This window comes from bacterium (assembly GCA_019637795.1).
Lineage (GTDB): Bacteria > Desulfobacterota > Binatia > HRBIN30 > CADEER01 > JAHBUY01.
This window is the reverse complement of the sequence record JAHBUY010000009.1, coordinates 122,163-140,210: the sequence shown is the minus strand read 5'-3', so window position 1 is coordinate 140,210 and position 18,048 is coordinate 122,163. Positions and strand designations below refer to the sequence as shown.

14 protein-coding genes are annotated in these 18,048 nt (G+C 72.8%); 11 read left to right on the top strand and 3 right to left on the bottom strand.

The features are described from left to right. Nucleotides 1–19 precede the first annotated feature (19 nt). The 9 genes from KF840_25740 (at nt 20) to KF840_25700 (ending at nt 10,379) form a co-directional block, all read left to right on the top strand. Complete coding sequence (locus tag KF840_25740) at nt 20–619, top strand: paraquat-inducible protein A (protein ID MBX3028308.1); 600 nt, start codon at nt 20–22, stop codon at nt 617–619. Continuing rightward, nucleotides 612–2,216: an MCE family protein gene (locus KF840_25735; protein MBX3028307.1), complete on the top strand. Its 1,605-nt coding sequence runs from the start codon at nt 612–614 to the stop codon at nt 2,214–2,216. Before KF840_25740 ends, KF840_25735 begins: the two co-directional genes overlap by 8 nt. Beyond that, nucleotides 2,213–2,797 carry a membrane integrity-associated transporter subunit PqiC gene (locus tag KF840_25730; protein MBX3028306.1) on the top strand — a complete coding sequence of 195 codons (585 nt, stop codon included), beginning with the start codon at nt 2,213–2,215 and terminating at the stop codon, nt 2,795–2,797. The genes KF840_25735 and KF840_25730 overlap by 4 nt, the downstream gene beginning before the upstream one ends. A 17-nt stretch (nt 2,798–2,814) precedes the next feature. Next, nucleotides 2,815–3,540, top strand: coding sequence for a hypothetical protein (locus KF840_25725; GenBank protein ID MBX3028305.1), 726 nt, complete (start codon nt 2,815–2,817; stop codon nt 3,538–3,540). Continuing rightward, the gene (locus KF840_25720) at nt 3,537–5,867 is read left to right on the top strand and encodes a mechanosensitive ion channel (GenBank protein ID MBX3028304.1); all 2,331 of its coding nucleotides are present in this window, start codon (nt 3,537–3,539) and stop codon (nt 5,865–5,867) included. The genes KF840_25725 and KF840_25720 overlap by 4 nt, the downstream gene beginning before the upstream one ends. Before the next feature lie 40 nt (nt 5,868–5,907). Further along, on the top strand, nt 5,908–6,342 hold the full coding sequence (locus tag KF840_25715) for a nuclear transport factor 2 family protein (protein MBX3028303.1): 435 nt from the start codon (nt 5,908–5,910) through the stop codon (nt 6,340–6,342). A 116-nt stretch (nt 6,343–6,458) separates the two neighbouring features. Next, nucleotides 6,459–7,256 (top strand): histidinol-phosphatase, encoded by a 798-nt coding sequence (locus KF840_25710; protein MBX3028302.1) that lies wholly within the window; start codon nt 6,459–6,461, stop codon nt 7,254–7,256. A gap of 111 nt (nt 7,257–7,367) precedes the next feature. Continuing rightward, the gene (locus KF840_25705; protein MBX3028301.1) at nt 7,368–8,759 is read left to right on the top strand and encodes an aspartate aminotransferase family protein; all 1,392 of its coding nucleotides are present in this window, start codon (nt 7,368–7,370) and stop codon (nt 8,757–8,759) included. Between the two features lie 36 nt (nt 8,760–8,795). Next, on the top strand, nt 8,796–10,379 hold the full coding sequence (locus tag KF840_25700) for an FGGY-family carbohydrate kinase (protein ID MBX3028300.1): 1,584 nt from the start codon (nt 8,796–8,798) through the stop codon (nt 10,377–10,379). 13 nt (nt 10,380–10,392) lie between these two features. Here KF840_25700 and KF840_25695 read toward each other — a convergent pair whose 3' ends face one another. Beyond that, a complete protein-coding gene (locus KF840_25695) occupies nt 10,393–11,433 on the bottom strand; it encodes a hypothetical protein (protein MBX3028299.1) in 1,041 nt (346 codons plus the stop codon). Nucleotides 11,434–11,655: 222 nt separating this feature from the next. Between KF840_25695 and KF840_25690 the strand changes: the two genes are divergently transcribed. Together KF840_25690 and KF840_25685 are read left to right on the top strand one after the other, a co-directional pair. After that, a complete protein-coding gene (locus KF840_25690) occupies nt 11,656–12,855 on the top strand; it encodes an acetyl-CoA C-acyltransferase (GenBank protein ID MBX3028298.1) in 1,200 nt (399 codons plus the stop codon). A 98-nt stretch (nt 12,856–12,953) separates the two neighbouring features. Beyond that, complete coding sequence (locus KF840_25685) at nt 12,954–13,892, top strand: nitronate monooxygenase (protein ID MBX3028297.1); 939 nt, start codon at nt 12,954–12,956, stop codon at nt 13,890–13,892. A gap of 616 nt (nt 13,893–14,508) precedes the next feature. Here KF840_25685 and KF840_25680 read toward each other — a convergent pair. Further along, the gene (locus KF840_25680; GenBank protein ID MBX3028296.1) at nt 14,509–15,264 is read right to left on the bottom strand and encodes a hypothetical protein; all 756 of its coding nucleotides are present in this window, start codon (nt 15,262–15,264) and stop codon (nt 14,509–14,511) included. 334 nt (nt 15,265–15,598) lie between these two features. Next, a complete protein-coding gene (locus KF840_25675; GenBank protein ID MBX3028295.1) occupies nt 15,599–17,935 on the bottom strand; it encodes a hypothetical protein in 2,337 nt (778 codons plus the stop codon). Nucleotides 17,936–18,048 lie beyond the last annotated feature (113 nt).

Sequence of the window (18,048 nt, the reverse complement as noted above, 5' to 3'; positions counted from 1 at the left end):
CGCCCTGCAGCGCGGGCTGATGAGCTGCCCGGCCTGCGCCCTGGTGTCGCGTCCGCCGCGCGGCGCCGACGCCGGGCGCTGCCCGCGCTGCGACGAGCCCCTCGCCTTCCGCGCCGCCAACAGCATCCAACGCACCTGGGCATTCCTGATCGCCGCCGCCATCTGCTACGTGCCGGCGAACCTGCTGCCGGTGCTCACCACGACGACGCCGCAGGGCAGCGAGTCGGACACCATCCTGCAGGGCGTCGTGCTGCTGTGGTCGCCGACCGGCTGGCCGCTGTCGCTGATCGTATTGGTCGCCAGCATCATGATCCCGAGCGCCAAGATCCTGGCGCTCGCCTATCTGCTGCTCAGCGTGCAGCGCGGTTGGGTCGCCAACCCGGGGTCGCGTACCCGCGCCTACCGCATCGTCGAGCTGATCGGCCGCTGGTCGATGGTCGACGTGTTCGTCGACACCTTCACCGCCGCGCTGGTGCAGTTGAAACCCCTCATGGCGGTCGAGCCGGCGCCCGGGCTGGCGTTCTTCGCCGCCGTGGTGGTGCTGACCATGCTCGCCGTGGAGGCCTTCGACCCGCGGCTGATCTGGGATGCGATCCCGGCCGAGGAGCGCCATGCCTGACACCGCCCGTCCGACGCTGCCCGAGGCCCGCGTCGTCACCCGCCGCCGCACCCGCCTGGCGCCGGTGTGGATCGTGCCGCTCGTCGCCGCCGCCGTCGGCGTCTGGGTGGCGGCGACCCGCATCCTCGGCGCCGGCCCGGTGATCACCATCCAGCTCGCGACCGCCGAGGGCCTCGAGGCGGGCAAGACGAAGGTGCACTACAACGGCGTCGACGTCGGCTCGGTCGAGACCATCCGCCTCTCGCCCGATCACCTGAGCGTCCTGGCCACGGTGCAGATGGCGCCCGAGACCGAGCCGTTCCTGGTCGCCGACACCACGTTCTGGGTGGTCAGCCCGCGCATCTCCGGCGCCAACGTGAGCGGCCTCGGCACCCTGATCTCCGGCGCTTATCTCGGCATGGCGATCGGCGCGTCGAAGACGGCGCAGCGCACCTTCGTCGCCCTCGACACCCCACCGGTGATCGCCGGCAACCAGCCGGGGCGCTTCTTCGTGCTGAAGACCAGCAGCCTCGGCTCGCTCGACGCCGGCACGCCGATCTACTTCCGCCGCCTGCAGGTCGGCCAGGTCGCCTCGTACGCGCTCGATCCCGACGGCGCCTCGCTGAGCGTGAAGGTCTTCGTCGACACGCCCTACGACCAGTACGTGAATCCGAACACGCGATTCTGGAACGCCAGCGGCGTGGACGTTTCCCTCACCGCCGCCGGGCTCAAGGTGCAGACCCAGTCGCTGCTCTCGATCCTCGTCGGCGGCGTCGCCTTCGAGACCGCTGCCGACGCGCCGCTGCTGCCGCCGGCCGACGAGAACGCGACCTTCACTCTGTTCGACAGCCGCGAGGACGCCTTCAGGGCGCCGCCGCGCTCGCCGCAGACCTACCAGCTCCTGTTCACCGACTCGCTGCGCGGCCTGAGCGTCGGCGCGCCCGTCTACTTCCGCGGCATCGAGGTCGGCGAGGTGGCGAAGATCGACGCGCAGATCGACGCCCAGACGCTGCGCTTCTCCGCGCCGGTCACCATCACCCTCGACGCGCAGCGGCTCGGCATCCAGGTGAAGGACCTGCCGCCCGATGCCGACCTCGACGCCCTGCGGCGCGAGTTCCTCGACCGCCTGGTGGCGGGCGGCGTCCGCGCCCAGCTCCAGGCCGGCAACCTGCTCACCGGCGCCCTGCTGGTCAGCTTCGACGTCTACCCGAACGCGCCGCCGGCGCGCATCGACTGGGCGCACGACCCGCCGCGCCTGCCGACCATCCCCGGCGAGCTGCAGGCGCTGGAGAACAGCGTCGCCAGCATCGTCAAGAAGCTCGACCAGGTGCCCTACCAGGCCATCGGCGACGACCTGCGCAAGACGCTGGCCGAGCTCGACCGCACGCTGGCCAGCGCCCGCGCCACGCTCGACAACGCCGATCGCCTGGTCGGCAACGCCGACCGCCTGGTCGGCAACGCCGACCGCCTGGTCGAGCCGAGCTCGGTCCTCGGCGCCGAGTTGGCGACCACGCTGCAGGAATTGTCGCGCGCCGCCCGCTCGCTGCGCGTGCTGACCGACTATCTCGAGCAGCATCCGGAGTCGCTGCTGCGCGGCAAACCCGGGGAGGCGAAATGAGCCGAGGGATTGTGACGCCCGCCGCCGCGGCGCTCGCGGCGGCGCTGGCCGCCGGCTGCGCCAGCGCGCCGGCCCGCCTCTACACCCTGCGCGGCAGCGCCGCGGCGAGCGACGCGCCGCCGCTGGCGCGCGCCGTGCTCGTCGGCCCGGTCACCGTGCCGGGGGCCGTGGATCGGCCGGAGATCGTCGTCACCGTCGGACCGAATCGCGTCGAGGCGGAGGAGTTCAACCGCTGGGCCGGTCCGCTGCCCGACGCCATCGCGCGCGTCGTCGCCGGCGATCTCAGCGCGCTGCTCGGCGCGCCGGAGGTCGCCGTGGCGCCGCTCGCCAACTTCCGCGCCGACTACCGGGTGAGCATCGACGTCCAGCGCTTCGACTCCGTGCCGCGCCAGCACGTCGTGCTCGACGCCGTGTGGGTGGTGCACGCCAGCGCCGGCGGCGCCGCGCGCAGCGGCCGCACGGTGGCCGACGAGCCGGTGCGCGGCGACGGCTACGACGCCATCGCCGCCGCCCACGGCGCCGCCCTGGCGCGCCTCAGCGCCGACATCGCGGCGGCGATCCGCGCCGCCAGCGCCGGCTGACCGTCGCCGATCGGGTCATGTCGAACGCCGCCCCCCCACCGCTGGCGCCGCGCCCCGCGCGCGGCGAGGTGCTGGGGGTCGTCCGCTCCCACCTGCGGCCGGGTTCGTTCCCGCTGCTGCTCGCGACCACCGTGCTGCTGTACGGGCTCAACGGGCTGGCGATCGCATCCCGCCTCGGCGAGATCCTCGCGCAGCTCGGCTACGCGGCCGTGCTCTGCGCCGGCCTGTACTTTCTCAGCGTGTCCCGCCTCTCGCTGCTGATCGGGGCGGTGGCAATCTCGGCCACCGTCGTCCTGAACGTCGACTGGTACCTGCTGGACATTCGCGTCCGCCACCTGTTGCAGGACTCGACCAGCGCCGCCTTCATCTTCTGGCTCCTCGCCTTCGTGCTGCGCGAGGTCTTCCGGCGCAGCAACGTCGAGCGCGACGCGATCATCGGCGCCCTGGGCGGGTTCCTCCTCATGATTTTCGCCTTCGCGCGTCTGCACGGCCTGATCGAGGCCTGGGCGCCCGGCTCCTACGCCTTCCAGGGCGTCGAACCGAGCCTGCGAGCCAACACCGCGCTGGTCGCCGCGTTCCAGTACTTCAGCACGGTGACCACCACCACCGTCGGCTTCGGCGACATCGTGCCGGTCAGTCCCGCGGCGCGGTTGCTCACCGGTCTGCAGGCCATCACCGGACAGCTCTACCTCGCGGTGGTCGTCGCGGCGCTCGTCGGTCGCGCCGTCGCGGAGCGGCGGTGACGGCGCGGCGTCGGCTCGCCTGCCTGGCGGCGATCCTGCTGCTGGCCGCCGCGGCGATGGCGGCGCCGCCCGATGCGACGCCGTCGCCGCCGTTGCCGGTGCCGGACCTGAGCCACAGCGTCGAGGAGCTGGGCGCCCGCCTGCGCCAGATCGATCGCTCGCTCGCCGACCCGTCGCTGGTCGCCCACCTGGAGCGAGACAGCGCGGCGGCCGCGCGGCGCACCGCCGAGCGCTGGGCCGAGACCGAGGAGCTCCTGCAACGGCAGCTCCGGCCGTCGGCCCTGGATTCGCTCGAGAGCTCCTGGCGGGCGGTGCGCAGCGACCTGGACGGAACGGCGGCCGAGATCGATCGCCGGGCCGCCGAGCGCGACGCGGATCTCGCGTCGCTGACGGCGCTGCAGGCGTCGTGGAGCCGGACGCTGGAGGTGACGCGCGCCGCCGGCGCCCCCGCCGAGGTGGTCGACCGGGTGGAGCACGCGCTCGCCAGCATCGAGGCGACGCGCACCGCCGTGGCGCAGCGGCGCGCCGGGCTGCTGTTGTTCCAGGACGCGATGGGGCGCGCCTTCCAGACCTGCGACGACGCGCAGGCGCGCATCGACGAGCTGCGCGCTTCGGTCCTGCAGCGCGCCCTCGAGCGCCAGCAACCGCCGCTCTGGCAGGCGGGCGCGACGGCTTGGGGCGAGGCCGCCGCGTCCCGCGGCGGCCTCGGCTTCATGTGGGCGGACGTCGTCGCCTACGCCGCGGTCTACCGCGGCGGGCTCGCGTTCTCGGGCCTGGTGATCATCGCCATGCTGCTCGCCCTGTCGCGCGTCGCGCGCGGCGTGCCGGGCCGCGGTTCCGCCGCGGCGCCCCTGCGCACGCCGGCCGCGTCGGCGATCCTGCTCGGCATCCTGCTCTCCCGTCCGTGGCGGCCCAACCCGCCGTTCGCGCTGCAGCAACTCATCCTCGGCGTGGTCGACCTCGCCGCGGTCGTCGTCCTGCGGCCGCTCCTCGATCGGCGGCAGGTGCCGCTGCTCTACGGGCTGGGGGCGCTGGTCCTCCTCAGCCTGGGGATCAGCCTCGTGGACCTCACGCCGCGCCTCGAACAGGTGGCGCTCTGCGCCATCCTGGCGGCGACGGCGGCGCTCGTCGTGCGCGGCGCGGCGACGCTCCGCCCGCCGTTCGCGACGCCGACCCGCGTCCCCCGCCTGTGGGCCGCGGCCCGCGCCCTCGCCTCGGCGTTCGGCTGGGTGCTCGCCGGCTCGGCGGTGGCGGCGGCGCTCGGCTATCTCGATCTCGCGGCGTTCGTCGGCATCGGGCTGCTGCAGGTGCTGTTCGCCGGCGTCGGCCTGCTGGCGGTGCGGCTGACGCTCGAGGATCTGATCGACATCGCCGTCGCGCGCCGGCCGCTGGCCGCCCTGCACACCGTCGCCCGCCACCGCGCGGGGCTCGTCCGCTTCGTCGCCCGCGCCCTGGACGTCGGCGCCGTCGCGCTCTGGGTGTGGATCCTGCTCCTCCACTTCGACGCCCTGCGGCCGGTGAGCGACGGGGCGGCAGCGCTGCTGGAAGCGCGCCTGCAGATCGGCGAGCTCGACCTGCCGCTGTCGCGCGTCTTCGCCTTCCTGGTCGTCGGGCTGGTCGCCGTCATCGCCACCCGCCTGATCGGCGCCGTGCTGGAGCAGGACGTGTACGCGCGCATGACCCTGCCCCGCGGCGTGCCCTACGCCCTGTCCACCCTGACGCGCTACGGCCTGCTGCTGGTGGGCCTGCTGCTGGCGCTGGCGACGCTCGGGCTGGACCTGACGCGCATCACCGTGCTGGTCAGCGCCCTCGGCCTCGGGCTCGGCTTCGGCATGCAGGACGTGATGAACAACTTCGTCTCCGGCCTGATCGTGCTGTTCGAGCGGCCGGTGCAGGTCGGCGACGCGATCGAGATCGGCGACGTCGCCGGCGAGATCCGCCGCATCGGCATCCGCTCGAGCACCGTGCGCACCGCGCAGGGCGCCGAGGTCATCGTGCCGAACGCCAAGATCATCGCCGAACGGGTCACCAACTGGACCCTCAGCGATCACCACCGGCGCATCGACCTCGAGGTCTCGGTCAGCGCCGCCGCCGACGCCGAACGGGTGATCGCGCTGCTCACCGACGTGGCGCGCGCCGACCGGCGGGTCGCCGCCGCGCCGCCGCCCGAGACGCTGCTGGTCAAGCTCGGCGAGCCCATGGCCGACTACCAGATGCGCTTCTGGACCGAATCGCGCGACTGGGTACGGGTGCGCAGCGACATCGCCGTCGCCGTGCAGCGCGCGCTCCGCGCCGCGGCGTCCGGCGGCGCGGCCGGACCGGCGTGAAACCTCCGCCGCTCCGCGGCATCTCCTGGCCGGGACCGCCATGACCGATACCGACCGCTTTCTCGCCCGCTTCGCCGACTTCGGCCGCGCCCCGGATCCGGCGAAGTACGAGGACCTGTTCGATCCGGCCGAGGGAACCGTCCAGCACCCGGGCATGGTGGCACCGCTGCGCCGCGACCAGGTGCGCGCCTACATGACGACCTACCTGGCGGCGGTGCCGGACTTCCGCTTCGTCATCGCCCAGTGGGCGGAGCGCGACGGCACCGTCTTCGTCGAGGCGCGCAACGCCGGCTCGCCCGGCGGCACGCCGCTCGAATGGGGCAGCGTGTACTGCGTCACCCTGCGCGGCGACCGCGTCCTGCGCGGCTGCGCCTATGGCGACCGCATCCCGCTCCTCGCCTGCCTGCTGCCCGATATGACCCTCGCCCAGGCCGCCGCCCTCGGCGCCCCGGCGCCGGGACTGGACGTCGGCTGACGCCGCCCGGGGAGCGCCGGTCGGCGCGGGGACGCCACGGCGTCGCGCCGGCCTCCTCCCCGGCGGTTCACCGGGGCTTCACCTGACGCGCGCCGGATCTGCTACACAGCCGGGGCATGACCGCGCCGATCGATGTCGCCGAGGTGACCGCAGTCATCGAGCCGCTGCTCGATCGCGCCGCAGCGCTGGCGCTGCAGTGGTTCCGCCGCGATCTCGGCGTCGACGACAAGGGGGGCGCCAGGGGCTACGATCCGGTGACCGAGGTCGATCGCGGCATCGAGACGCTGCTGCGCGAGGCGCTGCAGGCGCGGTTCCCCGAGCACGCCATCGTCGGCGAGGAGCACGGCCGCAGCGGTCCGGCCGATGCGCGCGCCTCGTGGATCATCGACCCGATCGACGGCACCCGCGCCTTCATCAGCGGCTCGCCGGAGTGGGGCACGCTGGTGGGCCTGCGCATCGACGGCCGGCCGGCGGCCGGCTGGGCGGAGATTCCCTACCTCGGCGAGCGCTTCGCCGGCGTCGGCGGCGAGGGATGGTTCAGCCGCGGCGGCGAGCGGCGCCGGTTGCGCGCCCGCTCGGACGCGACGCTGGCGGATGCCATCCTGCGCTGCACCCACCCGGCGGTCTTCGCTCCGGCGGAGTACGCGGCGTTCAAGCGCCTGGCAGCGCGGGTGCGCCTGCAGCGCTGGGGCGGCGATTGCTACTCGTACTGCCTCCTGGCGCTGGGTCTCGTCGATCTCGTCGTCGAGTCGAGCCTGCAGCCCTACGACATCGTGCCGCTGATCCCCATCATCGAAGCCGCCGGCGGCGTGGTCACCGATCTCGCCGGCGCGGCGCCGCTGTCCGGCGGCATGGTCGTGGCCGCCGCGAATGCCGAGCTGCATGCTCGCGCGCTGGCGATTCTCCGGGAGTGAGACGCGCCGTGTGCCACGTGACGACGCGCAGGCGCGGGGGAACGCGGCGGTCCGACGCTGGCCCGCGCGCCTTCGCGACCTCGCCTTGACGTCCCTTGCTCAGGAGCTCCCATGGATGATTTCCCGTATCGCGATCGCTTTCCCGTCCACCGCGCGCTGCCCGAGCACGGCCGGCCACGCGCCGAGGTGCTCGGCGAGCTGCGCGCCATGGCGCGGGAGGAGGACGCCTTCTGGGAGACCGGCCGCTGCTCGGGCACCATGTACTGCGGCGATCACGACCACTACGCGTTCATGAACGAGGCCTTCGGCCTGTTCGCCCACGTCAACGCGCTGCAGCGCGACATGTGCCCGAGCGCCACCAAGTTCGAGGGCGAGATCCTCGCCATGGCGCTCGACCTGATGCACGCCGGCGCCGTGACCGACGGCGAGCCGGCCGGTCTGGTCACCACCGGCGGCACCGGCAGCATCGCCCACGCCATGCTCGCCTATCGCGAGCACGCCCGGGCGACGCGCGGCGTCACCCGCCCGAACGTGATCAAGCCGGAGACCGCGCACCCGGCCTTCGACAAGGCGTGCCACCTGTTCGGCATCGAGCTGCGGCGGGCGCCCATTGATCCGGTGACGACGCGCGCCGACGTCGGATGGATGGCCGACCACGTCGACGACCAGACCATCGCGCTCATCGGCTCGGCCTGCAACTACGGCTACGGCACGGTCGACCCGATCGACGAGCTGGGCGCGCTGGCGCGCCGCCGCGGCATCGGCCTGCACGTCGATGCCTGCCTCGGCGGCTTCATCCTGCCCTTCGGCGAGGCGCTGGGGTACCCGGTGCCGGCGTTCGACTTCCGCATCCCCGGCGTCACCAGCATCTCCGCCGACACCCACAAGTACGGCTACGCCTTCAAGGGCACCTCCACCGTCCTCTTCCGCGACAAGGCGCTGCGCAACGCCCAGTACTTCTACCTGACCGACTGGAGCGGCGGGAAATACTGCTCGCCGGGCATCGAGGGCTCGCGCTCCGGCGGCCTGCTCGCCGCGACGTGGGCCACCATGGTGCAACTCGGCCGCGACGGCTACCGCCGCTACGCCGAACGGATCTTCTCGACCGCCGCCGCGATGCTGCGCGCGGTGCGCTCGCACCCGGAGCTGCGCCTGCTCGGCGATCCGACCTTCCTCTTCAGCTTCACGTCGGACGCCTTCGACATCTACCACGTCAACGATTTCATGCGGACGCGCGGCTGGCGCTTCAACGGCCAGCAGTACCCGAACGCGATCCACATGGCGGTGACCCGCCCGCAGACCCAGCCCGGCGTCGCCGATGCCTTCGCCGCGGATCTCGCCGACGCCATCGCCTACGCGCGGGCGCACAAGGACGAGGCGCCCCGCTCGGGCGCCGTCTACGGCGGCATCGCCGGCGGCATGACCGACGAGGCCGACGCCTTCATCAAGATGATGATGGCGCAGATCCTCGACACCTATCAGAGCCTCCCTCCGACCGACTGAAGAAGAATTTCACCGCAGAGACGCGGCGTCGCAGCGATGTCCGATCCCAGTTCCGCGACCTCCGCGTCTCTGCGTCTCCGCGGTGAGCGATTCGTCCTCGCCGTCGACCTCGGCACCGGCGGCCCCAAGGTCGGATTCGTTTCGCTCGCCGGGCGGATCGCCTGGCAGGAGCATCTGCTGGTGACGACGCGGCGGCTGCCCGGCGGCGGCGCGGTGCAGGATGCCGAGGCGTGGTGGCGGCTGATCGCCGACGCGGCGCGGCGCGGGCTCGCCAGCGGCGCGGTGGCGCCAGGGGCGGTGGCGGCGGTGAGCTGCACGGCGCAGTGGGCGAGCATCGTGCCGGTCGACGCCGAGGGGCGGCCGGTCGGCGACTGCATCATGTGGCAGGACACGCGCGGCGCGCGCCACGCGCGCCGGGTGGTCGGCGGTCCGCTCGCCGGCTACGCGCCGCTGCGATTGTGGCAGTGGGTGCGGCGCACCGGCGGCGCGCCGTCGCCGAGCGGCAACGATCCGATCAGCCACATGCTGCACCTCGCCCACGACCAGCCCGAGGTGGCGCGCGCCGCGCGCTGGTATCTCGAGCCCGCCGACTATCTGACGATGCGCTTCACCGGCGCGGCGAGCGCCTCGCACGCGACCATGATCGCCTCCTGGCTGACCGACAATCGCCGCCAGGACGTGCTCGCCTACGATCCGACGCTGGTGCGCATCGCCGGCGTCGACGCGAACAAGCTGCCGCCGCTGCGGCCGACGGTATCGGTGGTCGGCGTCGTGCGCGACGACGTCGCCGCCGCGCTCGGCCTGCCGCGCGGCGTGCCAGTCGTCGCCGGCACGCCCGACCTGCACTCCGCCGCCGTCGGCTCCGGCGCGGTGCGCGATTTCGAGACCCACATGGCGGTGAGCACGACGGCGTGGATCGGCCTGCCGGTGCCGTTCAAGAAGAGCGATCTCTTCCGCGCCATCGTGAGCGTTCCGGGGCTGCGCGCCGATCGCTACCTGGTGGCGAACAACCACGACACCGGCGGCATGTGCCTGCGCTGGTTGCGCGAGAACATCCTCGGCGACGGCGTCGGTTACGACGAGCTGACGGCGCTGGCCGCCGGCAGCGCGCCGGGCAGCGGCGGCGTCCTGTTCACGCCCTGGCTCGCCGGCGAGCGCTCGCCGGTGACCGACCGCCGGGCGCGCGCCGGCTTCCACAATCTCTCGCTGGCGACCACCCGCGCGGACGTGGTGCGGGCGGTGATGGAGGGCGTCGCCTACAACAACCGCTGGCTGCACGAGGCCGTCGAGCGCTTCGCCGGCCGCCGCCTCGATCCCGTCCGCATGATCGGCGGCGGCGCGCTCTCCGACCTGTGGTGCCAGATCCACGCCGACGCCATGAACCGCACCATCGAACGTCCCGCCGAGCCCCTGCACACCAACCTGCGCGGCGCGGCGCTGATCGCGGCGCTGGCGATCGGCGCCGTGCGCGAGGACGAGGTGCGAACCCTGGTGCCGGCCGAGCGCACCTTCGCGCCGGATCCGGCGAACCGGGCCGTCTACGACCGCCTGTACGGCGAGTTCCCCCGCCTGTACCGGCGACAGCGCGCGATGTTCCGGCGCCTGAACGGTCCCAGTTGACGGTCGGCCTGCCTCACCGCAGCTCGTCGCGCAGGACGGCATGACTTGCGGCATGGCGCGTCTTCAGCGCCGCCATGCCGGCCCGCACCGCTCGCGCCAACGCCGTGCGCTGGGCCAGCGCCTCCCAGGCGACGGCGAGGTCTCCCGGTCGGTCCTCGGCGAGGACGCCGATGAGTCGTGCCGCCTGGTCGAGATCCTTGCCGCGCTTGGTCTGCCACGCGGCGGAGCGCGAGCACGCCACGGCGAGCTTGTGCAGCGCGAATCGCGCCGGCGTCGGGACGTTGACCAGGATGCCGCTGCCGGCCACGAGCGCCGCCTGCTGTGGCTGCTCGATGAGGAAATCGAGATGCGGTAGCGGCTGCGCTGCGGCGTGGAAGCGCGGCAGAGGGATGGGCGCGGTGCGCCCGCCGCGCTGTGGCGTCAGCACGTCGACCCGCAGGGCGCGACCGCGCACCTTGAACGACGTCGACGGCTGACGCGGCGACAGACCTGGTACCGGGAAGAATCCCATCTCCAGGCTCTCGAGCACCCGGGGAACGTCGGCCGTCAGCGCCGGCATCGCGACGGCCAGCGCCGGCTCGCCGGCGATGTCGATGTCCTCGGTGCGCACGCCGGCGCCGCTCCAGCGGACGCCGAGCAGCGTGCCGAGCGCGATGAATGCCTGGGTGCCGACCAGCACGCCCCCGAGGCGGAAGACCGCGGCATCGGCGAGCGCGTCGAGCACCCGCCCGGCTGGTCCGTCGATGCCGATCGCGCCGCCGGATCGCAGCAGGGCGACCAGGCGCGCCGTCCGCTGTCGCTCGCTCGCAGCGATCTCGCGGCCGGCCTTGAACCGCTTCACGACGCGGTCCAGCGCCGGCGTGCGCCGGCCGACGTAGGTCTGCACGATTCGTCCTGGGAGGGCGTGCTGGTAGTAGTAGTACGCTTGTCCCTTCACGGTCTTGAGGACGAACGCGCCCTGACTGTGGCCGATGGCGCGCTGCGCCTCGGCGGCGACCAACTGCTCCAGCAACTCCGCATACGCGGTCTGCACCTGCACGGACAGGCGTTCCATGGGTTATACGCAGCCCTATCCGATCGTGCGTATAACCGCCATTCGAAGACGCCGTCCGTGCTGGCGGACGCGGGTCGTCAGACGGTCGCCCTCCCGCGGCGGCCGTCTGATGCCGGCGCCGGCTTGCCTCCGCGACGCGCGGCGCGGCCAGGTGCCCGGATTGCCGGCGCCAACCCGATTTGCGATGTCTGATCGGTCATTCACCCCACAGCAGGAGGCAGCATGGCAACGAGACGGGAAGCGGTGATCGTCGCGACCGCCCGCACGGGGCTCGCGAAGTCGTTCCGGGGATCCTTCAACCTGACGCGGCCGGACGACATGGCCGCGCACTGCATCAAGGCAGTGATGGCGAAGACCCCTCAGCTCGATCCGAAGGAGATCGACGACGTGGTGATGGGCACCGGCTTCCCCGAGGGGCCGCAGGGCTTCAACGTCGGCCGCAACGTGGCGGTGATGGCCGGCCTGCCGCTGACGGTGGCCGGGCAGACGGTGAGCCGCTTCTGCTCGTCGGGGCTGCAGGCGGTGGCGACGGCGGCGCACATGGTCGAGAACGAGGGCGCCGAGGCGGTGATCGGCGGCGGCCTCGAGTCGATCACCATGATGCAGAACGACTTCAACAAGCATAACCTCTTCAATCCCTGGCTGATGGATCACAAGAAGGCGATCTACATGCCGATGGGGCTGACCGCCGAGATCGTCGCCGAGCGCTACAAGGTCAGCCGCGCGTCGCAGGACGAGCTGGCGCTGGCGTCGCAGCAGCGCACCGCCGCGGCGCAGCAGGCGGGCAAGTTCAAGGACGAGATCGTGCCGATGACGGTCGAGATGGAGGTCACCGACAAGGCGACCGGCGAGAAGTCGCGCAAGACCGTCACCGTCGACAAGGACGAGTGCAACCGCCCCGACACCACCGCCGAGGGCCTGGCCAAGCTGCCCGGCGCCTTCAAGCCGGACGGCGGCAGCGTCACCGCCGGCAACTCGTCGCAGTTCTCCGACGGCGCCTCCGCCTGCCTGATCATGTCGGCCGACCGCGCCACGGCGCTCGGCATCCAGCCGCTGGGGTACTTCCGCGGTTTCGTGGTCGCCGGCTGCGAGCCGGACGAGATGGGCATCGGCCCGGTGTTCGCCGTGCCGAAGCTGCTGCAGCGCAACGGCCTCACCATCGACGACATCGACATCGTCGAGCTCAACGAGGCGTTCGCCTCGCAGGCGGTCTACTGCCGCGACCGCCTCGGCATCGATCCGGCCAAGCTGAACCCGAACGGCGGCGCGATCTCGATCGGCCACCCGTACGGCATGACCGGCTCGCGCATGACCGGCACCCTGCTGCTCGAGCTGCGCCGGCAGAAGAAGCGCTGGGGCATCGTCACCATGTGCATCGGCGGCGGCATGGGCGCCGCCGGCCTCTTCGAAGCGATCAACTGACCTGGAGGCGCCGCTCCGTCGGCGCCTGGCGGATCGGGCCGCCGCGCCCCATCCGACAGGCGCCGACGGATCGGCACCCTCCAGCGGCGTCCCGCACGGTGCCCATGGATCGAATCCAGACCCGCGTCAGCGATCTGCTCGGCGTCCGCTATCCCATCGTGCAGGCGCCGATGGGATGGATCGCGAGGAGTCAGCTCGCCTCCGCGGTGTCGAACGCCGGCGGGCTGGGCATCATCGAGACCTCGTCGGGCGAGCTCGACGTGGTCAAGGACGAGATCCGCAGGATGCGCGATCTCACCGCGCAGCCGTTCGGGGTCAACATCGCGCAGCTCTTCGTGCGCGATCCCGGCATCGTCGACTTCGTCGTCGCGCAGGGGGTGAAATTCGTCACCACCTCGGCCGGCGATCCGCGCCGCTACACGGCGCAGCTCAAGGCGGCGGGCCTGACCGTGTTTCACGTCGTGCCGTCGCTCGACGCGGCGCTGAAGGCGGTGGACGCCGGCGTCGACGGCCTGGTGGTCGAGGGCGGCGAGGGCGGCGGCTTCAAGAACCCGCGCGACGTCGCCACCATGGTGCTGCTGCCGCTGGTACGCTCGCGGGTCGACGTGCCGCTCATCGCCGCCGGCGGCATCTGCGACGGCCCCGGCATGGCGGCGGCGTTCGCGCTCGGCGCCGAGGGCGTGCAGATGGGCTCGCGCATGGTGTCGGCGGCGGAGTCGCCGGTGCACGAGAACTGGAAGCAGGCCATCCTGGCCGCCAAGGAGACCGACACCGTCTTCCTCAACCGTTTCAGCCGTCCCGGTCTGCGCGCCCTGCGCACCCGGACCAGCGAGCGGCTCGAGCGCGAGGAGCACGTCGGCATGGACGTCTTCGCCCGCGCCATGGACCTCTACTTCGGCGGCGACATGGAGGCGGCGATCGCCCTCGGCGGCCAGGTCGTCGGCCGCATCGACGCCGTGCGACCGGTGGCCGAGATCATCGCCGACACCGTCGCCGGCTTCCGCGCCGCGGCGGCGGCGCTGCAGCGCTTCGCCTGAGGTCCGCGAACCCCGCGCGCGACGCGGATGGGCCCGGCGCGGCCGATGAACATCCCCTGCGTCCGCGCCTCCGTTCTCGCCACCTCGCGGACGACGGAAATGCCGGCGCGCTCGATGAGCGATACGGCCCGATCGACATTCTCCAGGTCGATCCAGAGCACGATGTCCACGTCCGCGGTGGCGCGCGGAGCGGACCACGCGGCCAACGCGATCGCGCCGCCGAACGCGTACGTCTCGCCGCTCGGTTCGAGCACGCCGATCAGACGCTCGATGACCGTCGAGACGCTGTCGGCCATGTCGCGCCTGCATGAGCCGGCGCCAGAGGGCCTCGGATTCCGGCGTTCTGCCAGTCGGGGCGCGCAGCAGGGCGCTGTTCGGACGCCCGTCGACGATCGAGTCGGTCAGGTCGCAGAGCTCGACGAAGAGCTGCAGGCGAGCCTCCGGCGTCATGGCGCGGAATCGGTCGGTATCCGCCGCGGCCACGGCCTTCCGCGCCGCATCGCAGGCCTGCGCAACGGTGAGCACGCCGCGGATGGTAGGCGAGCGCTTCGCGATGGTCAAAGATCCCCCGGTCCACGCGGAGCCGGCCGTCCGGATGGCCGACGCCGCGGCGCCGCTACGGGATGCGGCGCAGTCGGCCGCTGACGACCAGGCGGCAGGCGGCGAGGCCGCAGGACGGCTCGAAGGCGAAGTCGTAGGTGCCGGTGATCGTGGTCGGGCTCTGCGCCAGGGGCGCGACCACCATCGTGCTGACGGTGACGTCGCAGCCGTTGGCACTGTCCGATTCCTGGAAGACGTACGCGATCGTGCCGTCGGGCGCGACGGCGACGGTGAAGGCCATCGTCTCGCCCTTGCAGGTCTCGGTGACGTCGGCGCTCGCCCCGCGCTGCACGACCGCGTAGTCGCAATTGAAATTGCCGTTGCGGATCGCGGCGCGCACGGCGTCGGTGACGGCCTTGACGCAGGTCGACGACTGCAACTGCGCCTGGTCGGAGCGCCAGTGACCGGAGACGTCGACGCCGATGGTCGGCGTCGGCGACGGGCTGGGCGACGCGGTCGGGCTGACGGTGGCGGTCGGCGTGGGCGTCGCGGCTGGCGTCGGCGGCGTCACTCCGCAGCCGTAGAGCGCGTCACTGACCGCGTTGACCAGCTCGTTGATCGTCACCTGCCCATCGCCGTTGGCGTCGGCTCCCGGGCAGGCGCTCAGGGCACCGCCGAGGGCGACGTTGACGGCGGCGACCAGCTCGTTGATCAGCACCGCGCCGTCGTCGTTGCAGTCGGCGACGCACACCACCGCCGCCGTCCGCCCGCCGGTCGTTGCGACGAGCAGCAGGGCGACCGCTGCCAGGCACGCGCTTCGCGTGAACACCATCTCATCCTCCGATCCAGGGCGGCTGGCGCTCGCCGAGGGCGCGGCGAACGCGCCTGCGTCACATCGCGGTGGAGCAGGAGGCGTGCCGCGGGGGCGTATGCGAACGAAGCGGGGGCGAGTGGCGCGTCAATCCCACCGATCGGAAATCGAGGCGCCGTGCGATCGGTCGAAGGGTCGGCGAAACCGGCGGCGGCCCGGTCGATGGCGGAGCCGGCGCCGCGCGCGTTGGGGCGCGGATCGCGGTCGATCGCGCCGCGCCGGTCGACATCACCGGCCCGGACGGCGCGCTCTCGGCGACGCCCTGCAGGGCTGCCGCCCGTGACGCCAGGGGCACTCACGGCGCGATGGTCGCCGGCAGGCAGAGCAGCGCGTCCGCCGTCGCGTCGACGGTCAGCGCGGCGAGCGCGCTGGCGATCGCTTGCGCCGCCACGGGCGTCATCGCCGGCGCGCCGGCGGCCGGGCGGGCGGCATAACAGGTGAGGGCGGCGGCCGGGTTCTGGCGACCGCTGCCGCGATCGACGGCGACGCACAGCAGGCGCAGCGCCTTCAGCGCCAACGCCCGGTCGGGAGCGAACGGCGACGACACCGCCACCCGCAGCCCTGCCGGGAGCTTCGGTGCGTGCTTCGCCGGTCGTGTCCTGTAGCAGGCGAAGTCGTCGATCGCGGTGGTGCCCGACGGCGGCGGCACGGCGCCGAGCGCGGTGGGCGTCAGCAGCAGGGATGGCTGCCGGGTATCGACCGTCAACGTGCCGAGACGGTCGCGCACGTGCAGCCCGACCTGCGGCGCGCCGATGGCGCCCTTCAGCTTGAAGGCGGTCAGGTAGGTGGACGGATCGAGGATGCCGGCCCCGACGTCGGCCGGTGCGCAGAGGTTGGCGAGTTTCTTCGCGTCCGCCGTCCCGCCGCCGAAGGCATCGGTGAGCGTCAGCGCGCTGATCGGCGTGAAGCGCGGGCTCTTCGCGGTCACCGCGCTCCTGGCGCACAGGAAGGCGTCGCTGGCGGCGACGACGGCGCTGGCGCTGGCGATGGTCTCCGGCGCGGCGCGGCCGTGCGTCTGCCACATGTCGTGCAGCACGGCGGCGCGCGACCTGCCGGGCAGGCCGCCGCTGCGCGCGATGCAGTCGTCGGGGAAGGCGTACGCGGTCGCCTCGTCGAGCAGGAAGTCGACGTACTCCTTGCTGGTCGTCTGGTATCGCAGCGTCGCCGTGACCGTGACCGGGGCGACGACGTCGGGCGGGATCGGAATCGCGTAGTCGGTGAGGTCGACGTTGGCGAGGACGCCCGGCGCCACCTCGTCGTAGGCATAGCCGACCGGCCGCGTCTCGAGGTTGCTGCCGCCGGTGAACCCCTTGGGCGGGATGCGGTTGTCGAGCGCGACGCAGTCGTTGCGCGCGAAGTGGAAGAGATCGCGCCCGCCGTCGTCGGTGTCGCAGGTCTGCGTGCCGGCGTTCCAGATCCCCTGCTTCGCTTCGTACGCCTTGATCTGGGCGTCGCGGGTCAGCACCCCGGTCGCGGCATCGTAGGCGCCGCTCTCGAAGAGGCGCGCGCCGTTGCCGTCGCGCGCCTCGACGTGCAGCCACATGCGGCGACCCTCGGGATAGCCGGTCGGCAGCTTGTGCCCGCTGCGGTTGGTGACCGTGACCTGGACCGCCAGGTCGTGTCCCGGGCGCAGCGCGTCGCCCGCCCGCACCGCCACCGTCGCGGCGCTGGCGAGCATGGCGCGCGCCGCCGCGGCGCCGTTGTCGAGGCTGACGCCGATGCCGAGGCCCGGATATTCGTCGCGCAGCACCCGCGGCACCCAGGCGTTGCCGCCGGCGAAGGCGTGGATACCCATGTCGCCGGTGTGGTTGTTGAGCTGGAAGATCGACGCGTACGCCGGGTCGACCAACGCGTCCGGCATGTGGCACCCCTGGCAGCTCCGGAACTCGGCGGTCGGCACGCCGCCCGGGAACCCGTAGGCGGACTGCTCCCACTCGCGGTGCGTGCGCTCGATGGGGAAGCGGATGCCGGTGTCAGCGCCGTCGACCACCAGGTCGAGCGCCGGATTGGTGACGTTGTGACAGGCGCCGCACAGGTCCGCCGACTGGAGGTAGGGCGAGTATTCCCACACGTGCGGCGCCGCGGCGAGGCCGCCGGCCGCATAGTCGTAGGGCCCGTAGCGACACGGCTCGCCCTGGCCGTCGCAGGTGCCGTCGTCCAGCCAGAGCTGTCCGTTCTCGAGGTAGATCGGATCCTGTCCGGGGGGCGGCGCCGGGTTGGGCTGCAGGCGGTGGCAGGTGTGGCAGGAGACGCCGTCGAAGTCGCCGCCCGGCTGGTCGATGGGGCCGAGGAGCCCGCAGCCGTCGGTCGAGCCGCCGGGCGGCTCGGAGCGGCCGGCGAGCCAGGCGGCGGGCGCGTGGCAGCGCAGGCAGAAGTCGCCGATGCCGGGCACGTCGTGGTTGGCGACGTCGAGCGATGCCCAGAAGAGCGGATCGCGCGCCGATTGCGCCATCAGCGATCCCTGCCAGGTCGGTCCGGGCTCGATGTCGTGCACCGAGTCGTAGTTGCCGTGACAGGTCGTGCACGCGCTGCTCGCCAGGATCGGGTGCGCGAGCCCCGGCTGGGTGCCCTTGGCGGTGAAGGGACCGGCGTCGGCCGGACGCGCGCCGAGCGCGACAGCGAGCGCACCCATGACGACGAGACGAAGCGGATGCATGCCGATCGGATCCCCCCTGGCTGGCACCGCCCGCGAGGAACCTCCGCCCGCCGGTGAACGCGTGGCGAGCGCCGGACCCCGGCCGCGAG